At 34.0% G+C, this 8,127-nt stretch carries 8 protein-coding genes; 6 read left to right on the top strand and 2 right to left on the bottom strand.

Translation table 11 applies throughout. The features are described from left to right. Positions 1–152: 152 nt before the first annotated feature. The 5 genes from J7J00_RS18650 (at position 153) to J7J00_RS18670 (ending at position 3,774) form a co-directional block, all read left to right on the top strand. A complete protein-coding gene (locus tag J7J00_RS18650; RefSeq protein WP_214775012.1) occupies positions 153–281 on the top strand; it encodes a sporulation protein Cse60 in 129 nt (42 codons plus the stop codon). A gap of 235 nt (positions 282–516) precedes the next feature. After that, complete coding sequence (locus J7J00_RS18655; protein WP_096340629.1) at positions 517–720, top strand: cold-shock protein; 204 nt, start codon at positions 517–519, stop codon at positions 718–720. 573 nt (positions 721–1,293) lie between these two features. After that, positions 1,294–1,755 (top strand): CarD family transcriptional regulator, encoded by a 462-nt coding sequence (locus J7J00_RS18660; RefSeq protein WP_214793352.1) that lies wholly within the window; start codon positions 1,294–1,296, stop codon positions 1,753–1,755. Positions 1,756–2,247: 492 nt separating this feature from the next. Then, on the top strand, positions 2,248–2,385 hold the full coding sequence (locus tag J7J00_RS18665) for a cold shock domain-containing protein (RefSeq protein ID WP_283933059.1): 138 nt from the start codon (positions 2,248–2,250) through the stop codon (positions 2,383–2,385). A gap of 1,119 nt (positions 2,386–3,504) precedes the next feature. Beyond that, on the top strand, positions 3,505–3,774 hold the full coding sequence (locus tag J7J00_RS18670) for a site-specific integrase (protein WP_214793344.1): 270 nt from the start codon (positions 3,505–3,507) through the stop codon (positions 3,772–3,774). Positions 3,775–4,075: 301 nt separating this feature from the next. Here the strand turns inward: J7J00_RS18670 and J7J00_RS18675 are convergent, their stop codons facing one another. Next, positions 4,076–4,969, bottom strand: a complete 894-nt coding sequence (locus tag J7J00_RS18675; RefSeq protein WP_214793346.1) for an ROK family protein — start codon at positions 4,967–4,969, stop codon at positions 4,076–4,078. A 98-nt stretch (positions 4,970–5,067) separates the two neighbouring features. Beyond that, complete coding sequence (locus J7J00_RS18680) at positions 5,068–5,565, bottom strand: AAA family ATPase (RefSeq protein ID WP_214793348.1); 498 nt, start codon at positions 5,563–5,565, stop codon at positions 5,068–5,070. A gap of 262 nt (positions 5,566–5,827) precedes the next feature. Between J7J00_RS18680 and J7J00_RS18685 the strand changes: the two genes are divergently transcribed. Next, a complete protein-coding gene (locus J7J00_RS18685) occupies positions 5,828–7,744 on the top strand; it encodes a galactosyltransferase-related protein (RefSeq protein WP_214793350.1) in 1,917 nt (638 codons plus the stop codon). Positions 7,745–8,127: the final 383 nt, after the last annotated feature.

Raw genomic sequence — 8,127 nt, forward strand, 5'->3', positions numbered from 1 at the left:
TTATGGCACTAACGGGGCAGAATAGTTGAAAAACAAAAGTACATAAATATTACAAACAAATAAGACGGGTGAAAGGAATTTAAATAATAGGAGTTCTTATAGGAGAATATGCCTTTTGTGTATAAATATAAGATGAAGGGAGGGATAAATTTATGTATGAGGCAAAAGGTTTTCAAAGTACAGACTTCGCAGAACTTATTCGGGTAGTTAATGATTTTCTTGGCTCATTAGAGGAAGGAAAGCTGATAGATGTTAAATACAAGCTGTTCCTCTTGCTGTAAGCATGCACACAGAATATGGAGTGAATCCTGATACAAAATATACGGCAATGATTATCATAAAGAAAAAGTGAGCTTGTGGTTTTTTCTGTATCTTGACATTTCTTACAAAAAATGTTATGATTAAAAAGAATTATTTTTGTTCGGTGTAAAGGATTTGTAACTTTTCATCTTGAAGATCACTGAGAGCAAGGATAGTATTACATTGTGTGTGTTTACACACTAGGAGGCAATACAAATGGAAAAAGGTAATGTAAAATGGTTTAATGGCGAAAAAGGCTTCGGATTCATCGAACGTGAAGGTGGAGACGATGTATTCGTTCATTTCTCAGCGATTCAAGGCGAAGGTTACAAAACTTTAGATGAAGGTCAAGCAGTGACTTTTGATGTGGAGCAAGGTCAACGTGGACCTCAAGCTTCAAACGTACGTAAAGCTGCTTAATTTTACAAAACAGGGAAGGCAGGCTCTTTTATGGGAGTCTGCTTTTCTTTTTTCTGTGAAACAAAGAACCCCCACTCGTAAAGGAGTAGGGGACATGAAAACAGTAAATCAAATGGTAAACCAAGTGTAGCATATAATTAAGGATTATCCTAATTTAATGAGAGTGGCTTATAAAATGACTCTTATTTTTATGAGATACTTGAAGGATATTTTCTGCTTCGATTCTAATGGACTATCAAGGCGTATTGGGTATTTATGTTAAAATAAAGATTGTGATGAATTGCACTTAAAGTAACGGGTAGCGATTGCTGAACAAGGCAGTCGCTTTTTGTGCAGGAAGGTTTTATATAGAATAATAATATTAAGGTTAGTAGAGGTTTCAGAATATACGCGGGAAAATTAACCTTCCCTTTATTGGTAATCCGACACGATTCCTATTGTTTTTGCTTTTTCTGATATTTAAAGAAAAAAGTAGTTGACACTGAAAATAAATTTATGGTATTATTAAAAATTTGATAAAAAATAATATATATGTTAAGGTTAAGAAGGTTACCATATATGGAGGTGGATTATTTGTTTCAAATTGGCGATAACATTGTTTATCCAATGCACGGAGTAGGTATAATTAAAGCCATAGAAGAAAAGGAAATCTCAGGGGAAAAACAACAGTATTATGTCATAAAAATGTTAATCGGTAATATGCAAGTCATGATTCCTACGGGTAAAATATTGAGTTCAAGTATACGCCCTGTTACTGACATAATTGCATTAATACACATCATAAACATTTTTCATCATGGAGAATCAGATAGATTACTGCCGTGGAAACAAAGGTATAAAGTGAACACGGACAAAATAAAAACGGGTAAAATACAAGAATGTACTGAAGTTGTACGTGATTTAATGCGTATGAAGAAAGAAAAAGCACTTAATACAAGCGAAAAAAAAATGTTAGATAACGCACATGAATTTTTGATTAGTGAACTGGGATTAATTAAAGGGATTACTGAAAATCAAATAAAAAGTTTCTGTTAAGGTTAATTTAAGATAATGTATTACATCTCCCGAAAATATCCTGAATTTTTTGGGAATATGTTTATTATTAAAAGTAAATCTTCAAAGACATTCAACTTCTCCAACTCACCTTTAGAGCATTAACCTCTTTTGTTATTTCTACAATCTAATCCACTTTTATTATTTAAATTTCTTTTACGAACGTTTGAAGTTTCATCAAATAACTCGATAAAATAGTCACTTGATTTTTGCAATCCTGATTCACACTGGCACGGACAAGGAGCCGTAAGGATGAAAGAGAGGTAGGGCTTTCATTGTTTTAGGCATACAATATATTATTTAAGTCATTATTTCTAGAAGAAAAAAACATTCAATCTCACCTCTATCTTTAAGAATTTTTTACATCTACTGAGACAGTGAATAGTAATTGTTTATCTTCTTTACGTAAAAGAGAAAAACGAATTGGTAACACCATATGGTCAACTACAAAAATGGTTTCCAGACCAGGAAACCATTTTTTATTTTATTTACATAACAATAGTAAAGATTACTGGTGATGGTTTTAAATCCTTTGATGAAGGGCAACGCGTACAATTTGATATTCTAAAAGGACAACGTGGCTCTCAAGCAGAAAACGTTTCTAAAATTTAATTGATCTCCTACCCCTTGTAAATATGAACTCTGATCATAGTGGGACCAAGCATAATCACCGCTTTGTACTTGAGTATACTTTTGTCATTTCCTTTTACTTCAATGGTTTCCCCGAATAATGGGACGAGGGGACAGCTCCCTTGTCCCATGAGACTACTTGTCCAATACTCTATCCCTAGCAACTTTTCTCGAACGAGTAAGTTGCCATCTAGAAGAACAAAGGAACCACCCACTCTCCACAAGAAGATACTATAAAAAGGTCCGTATTAATAGATCCAATAGTAGCTTTTTCTTGTTCCTGTTAAAGGAGATATTATTGATGACCCAGATTTTGATTCAAGATTTCATAATGGATATGAGGTTGTAAAAGTTACCCTAAATTATGAGACAAATGAATGCTATGTATCTCTACATCCACTTGCAAATGAATTAGAGGAAATTAGTATCAATGACTATATAGAAAAATTTGTAGCACATGAATGGCGTATTGTTTCAAAAGAAGAATTATTAACCTGCTAAATGAGAAAGATTCACCGCATACCACTGCATGTTATTGAAGTAACGGTGCAGGTTTGTTGAACAAGATTAAGGTTTAAAGGAAAAGTTATGTAAGGTAATTTTTTATTAGAAAGGTGTTTCGATTGTCTTATATACATGGGGAGGTGATTTGATGAAGGAGAGCCAAGCAAATGAAGAATTATTCTCTCTGAAAAATCTTCGGGTCCTGTGCCTTAATTCTTTCGGTAATCTTGAGAATTTGTTTTTTAAATCAATTTCCTAACCTAATTGACTTTAGATTTGTTGATACTAATGTGTTAGATGGTGACTTATCACCAATTTTAGACCATCCAACAATCCGAAGTGTAGGCTTTCTGAATAAGCGACATTACAATATTAAAGATGATAAGATGGATGCTTTGTTAAAGGATAAAAATGGTGGAGAAGAATTTAGAAATGTTATCAAGTTTGTAAAATATGAGACATTTAGATATATTTATTAACTCAATTCTTAATGAACTAACGGGTGCGTTAGCTGAAGATCGGAGCTGTCTTAAGGCAGCTTTTTCTTCTTTTGTCTATACTGTCTATTAATATGGTATAGATTGGAGAGAAACAGGTATGATCTTAACTGATGTATGGGGTTTATATAAGGCAGATAAGCAAATCCAAGGTTATTCTCCACAAACATTAAAGGCCTATTACGTCCAATTTAACTTGTTGGTAAATAGTTTTGGAAATATATCCATTCAAGAACTTTCAACTAATTCTCTTAAAGTTTATCTGGGAAAAGCAGCTGAAAAGCTTAAGCCAGCCAGTCTGGGTCACAGAATTCAATTTATTAAATCTTTATTTAGATGGGCTCAGGATGAAAATTTAATTAATGGTTGAGGGAATCGAGTGACCGATACATTCCCGTTACTTTCCCTTCTTTACCGTTTAAGGATGGAGAATTTGATATTCTTCTTTCTGCACATTTTCTATTAATGTATGCTGTAGGGCATCGCTTTTCTTATTCAACTGAATAGTTAATTGCTAATTGGTGAAAGTCCAACCCGGGTAAGTACCATGGGAGTCCGGTTGCTGACAGACGATAGATGGAGAAATCCTAGAGGGATGCCAGTATTCAAAGCCTTTTTTATTGTTTTCGGCTACATCCATTAAGGTGAACCGTAACTTAAATAATAAGTTTTTATAATCTTTGTTTTTGAATTAAATGATACATTGCCCCAATCATTCCTGCGTTATTTCGATGTTTACATAGTTCAACAGGAATCTTAATATCATTCCACCAAGGGAGCTCCTCTAGTTGTTTTTTAATAGTAGATAACAAATCCTGTTGGGAGGATACTCCGCCACTAATTAAAATTTTTTGTGGGTTTAAAGTTGCTGCTAGGTTGAAAATTCCATAACTAATATTTCTAGCCCATTCGTCAATAAGTTTTTTTACCGATTTACTTTTGGTAGCCTCTGAAAAAACGGTCTCCCCTTTAACACTTTCATATTTACTTATTCCCTTAAGTTTTTTATAATTCCTAATTAAGGCAGAAGTTGAACCTGTGGAGTGCCATATATCACCGAATTTTTCCCCATTTGCTTGAGTAATCATAAAACCAAATTCACCACCTCTAAATCTATGACCATGTAAAAGTTTACCGTCAACAAAAATCCCCCCTCCAATACCAGTGCCAATTGTGACACATATAAAATCGGTACAATTTTTGGCATTACCACTTATTTTTTCTGCTATAGCAGCACAGTTTCCATCATTTTCAATTTCAACCCGTAGAGGAACTTTTGCTTCTAATAAATTCTTTAAATTCTGATTAATTAACGCGGTAACAGCACCTCCTTGTTCTGAGTAACCTGTATATGGGTTAATAAAGCCTGGTAAACTTATAGCTACACCCAACACATGATTATTACTTAAGTACATATTAATTGTTTCTACCATTTTTTTTATAAATTTATCTAGATTTGTACACGGGGTACTGTAACTGCCTTCTGAAAGAATAGTTCCGTCCTCTAATAAGAGTCCGTGTTTTACTTTTGTCCCTCCGACATCAAAAGAAATATACTTTTTCACTTGAATTCCTCCTATCATTACCCTATACACCATAGTTTTTATAAAAGTATTAAGTAGGTTCGAGGTATTATCACCTCTATTTATATTGAATACGGTTCCTAATTTACCATAATAATAGTTCCCTCATCCGATGTAGGTTTTTGGTATTCTTTATGAATTTGTTTTAATACATCTTGAGGTAGTCGCATTAGATCTTTGTTCCTTGCTTTACATGTTTCATAATCTGTATCTACTTGGTAAATTTCTAACGTAAGCCCAAATTCTTTAGCTACACGTCTCCATTGTTTACGACGCTTTCTTGTTCTGTTTGTGGTATCTACAATTACTTTATGACCACTTTTCAGCAACGACCTGACCATAAGTTCAGCTATTTTCCACACTTGTGGTTCAGCCTCTGCTTTATAAATTTGACCATGTAAAGAAAGCCTGAGGTCATCAATAGATACACGTACCCATCCGTGGCTCTGTAGAACTTTAGCATATGTTGATTTACCGCTTAATGGGATTCCGCACATGATACCAAGTTTCACATTACATCTCTCCAAATCAGAAATTGCACCACCCGCACTCAGATCCTCAAAACCATCTGAAAGCATGCATCAGTACATTACTTTATAAAATGCGAACGATAGTTGATTTGAAAGGGGCAAATCAATCAATTATGTGAATAAAAAGATTTTATATATAGGAATTTTGATTTAAAATTATTTCCTACTATACCTGGGTATTTAATGGGGAATAGTAAACTATTTAGAAAGGTATGATTTAAAGCTGTGTCAAACTTGCTTCAAATTACGTATAGTACCATGAACATTTGGATTGATCTTTTTATTAATAACAAGGTAGGTGAGGAGAGTTTTGTTAGAAAAGGTTTCAATAATTATACCTTTCCAAACAGACAATGGCCCAAGAGCGGAAGCATTTAAATGGATTAAACAGTATTATGAACGTATCATGCCCGAAGCTGAATTATGCCTGGGTTTAATCGATAACGATAAAATTAATAAATCCAAGGCTGTAAACTTAGCAGCTAAAAAAGCAACAAGAGAAATTTTTGTAATAGCTGATGCGGATATCGTTTATGACCCTAAACTTATTGTTAAAGCAATAGAGGTACTTAATGAAGCAGCATGGGTGGTTCCTTTTACTAAAATTTATGATATTGAAAGGTCAGGAACAGAAAGACTACTTCAAACAGAACCAAAGTGGCCTATTGATGTTAAATCTGAAGAATGTACCAAAGCAAATTGGATTTACACAGGATTTGCGGGAAAACTTATTGTCATACCCAAATTGAACTTTGAGGCAGCCGGAGGGTTTGATGAACGGTTTAGTGGCTGGGGAGGCGAAGATGATGCTTTTTCACTTTCTGTTCAGACACTTTGTGGTAAATTAGCGAATGTTACAGGAGAAATTTACCACGTGTGGCATCCTGTTTCAAACTACGGAACAAATCCAGATGGTAAAGCGAATCTAGAACTTCTCGGCCTTTATAAACGCGCAAGTGGAAATAAGAAGGAAATGACCAATCTTATTTCTGAACGGAAGAATAATATAGAAAAGATACAAATTAATAATATTGAGATTTTAAACAGCAATGAAAATGCATATATGAGATCACCTAAAAGCAAAATTTGTTTTGCCATCCTTGTTCATGAAAAGAGAGAGTTAGTCAAGCAACTAATTAATAATGTCCGTTATTTTTGCCCTAACAGTGCAATCGTCTTATACAACGGGGGATTTGATAGGACGCTTTGTGAAGGTCTAGGTGTTCCTGTTTGCCCCTCTAGTCGTAAATTAAAGTATGGGCATACTACCATTTATTTTCTTGAAACGATGGAATGGTTGGAACAATTAGGGATTCAGTATGAATATTTTATTAATATTGACTCAGATGCTTTGTTTATCAAAAAAGGATATGAAGAATTTATTCAAAATGAAATGAAAGATACGGATTACATGGGGGTGAACTTTAGGATTCCAAGTAAAGATTGGTATATTGGAAGGGAACTTAAGAAAGACGTTAATAGATGGAAGAAATTATTTAATATAAATCCTTTGTATGGAGCTTTCAATGTTGGACAGGTAATTTCGAGGCCTTTTGTTAAAGCATTACTTGAACCAGAAAGGAAGGGTAAGTTAAGAAAAGCTTTAATAGAAACCACTTCCTGGGGGATGGATGAGATTTTCTTTGTAAATATGGCCAAGGAACTTGGATTCAGGCAAAAAAAATATCCAAACCCTTTGGACTCAAAGATGATACGTTATCGTCCTTACTTTACACTGGATGAAATGATATACTACCTTACTAACAATAGCGGTTATCTGTGTCATCCCATTATTCGAGACAAAGCTGATCCTGTCAGGAAATTAATCCAACATATTGAAAAGGGCCATAATTCAGAACTGTATACAAACAAGGAATATCCATGGTATGAAGACAATCCAAATAATTATTCTATTTCACTTCCGATAAAAGGTAAATTTGGTGTTTTAGAGCTTATCGTTCGCTCAGGTTCTACTTTAACCCACTATTGGCAACACCCGGGGGGGAAATGGTATAAATCTGAGACATTCGCTAGAGATGTTACGGGAATTCCTATATTATTTGAAACTCATTCAGGTGAATTTGGGGTAGTATGCAAATTAATAACTGGTGAAGTTTGCTTTTGGTGGAGAGACAGCAATGCCCAGAGCAACCCTTGGTATGGACCATCTGTTTTTCAGCTTGGGAATGTAGATCCGATAAAAGGAAGTGAATTTATTAAAGAGTAAATGTATTTGAGTATAAGTCATGCACTCGATTTTTTTATATGATACTCGATCAACATAATGGAGTTAGTATAGTTTCATGGACACATTTTAGTTAAGTCCTTACAAAAAGAAAATATGGATCAGGGTAAGGAAAAGTTCCTTACCCTGCTCATGAAAATGCTCATAATTTTGCTCATAGTCTTTTTCTCTTTTGTATTAAATTATTTTAAGTGAAAGATAAAAAACCTTTAATATCAATGAATCTATAAATCTATTTTTTATTATTATTTATCTTGATGAATGGGCGTGATTCTTTAACAAGAATCGCTTTTCTTAATGAACTAACGGGTGTGTAGCTGAATCTCAGAGCTGTTTTTAAGGCAGCTTTTTCTTGTGTGCCAGGC

Source organism: Bacillus sp. ISL-4, assembly GCF_018613275.1.
Classification (GTDB): Bacteria; Bacillota; Bacilli; order Bacillales; family DSM-1321; genus Peribacillus; species Peribacillus simplex_E.

Coding starts and splice junctions, on each gene's coding strand:
- J7J00_RS18670 (WP_214793344.1), top strand. CDS start 3,505: ATGATCTTAACTGATGTATGGGGTTTATATAAGGCAGATAAGCAAATC.
- J7J00_RS18680 (WP_214793348.1), bottom strand. CDS start 5,565: ATGCTTTCAGATGGTTTTGAGGATCTGAGTGCGGGTGGTGCAATTTCT.
- J7J00_RS18650 (WP_214775012.1), top strand. CDS start 153: ATGTATGAGGCAAAAGGTTTTCAAAGTACAGACTTCGCAGAACTTATT.
- J7J00_RS18655 (WP_096340629.1), top strand. CDS start 517: ATGGAAAAAGGTAATGTAAAATGGTTTAATGGCGAAAAAGGCTTCGGA.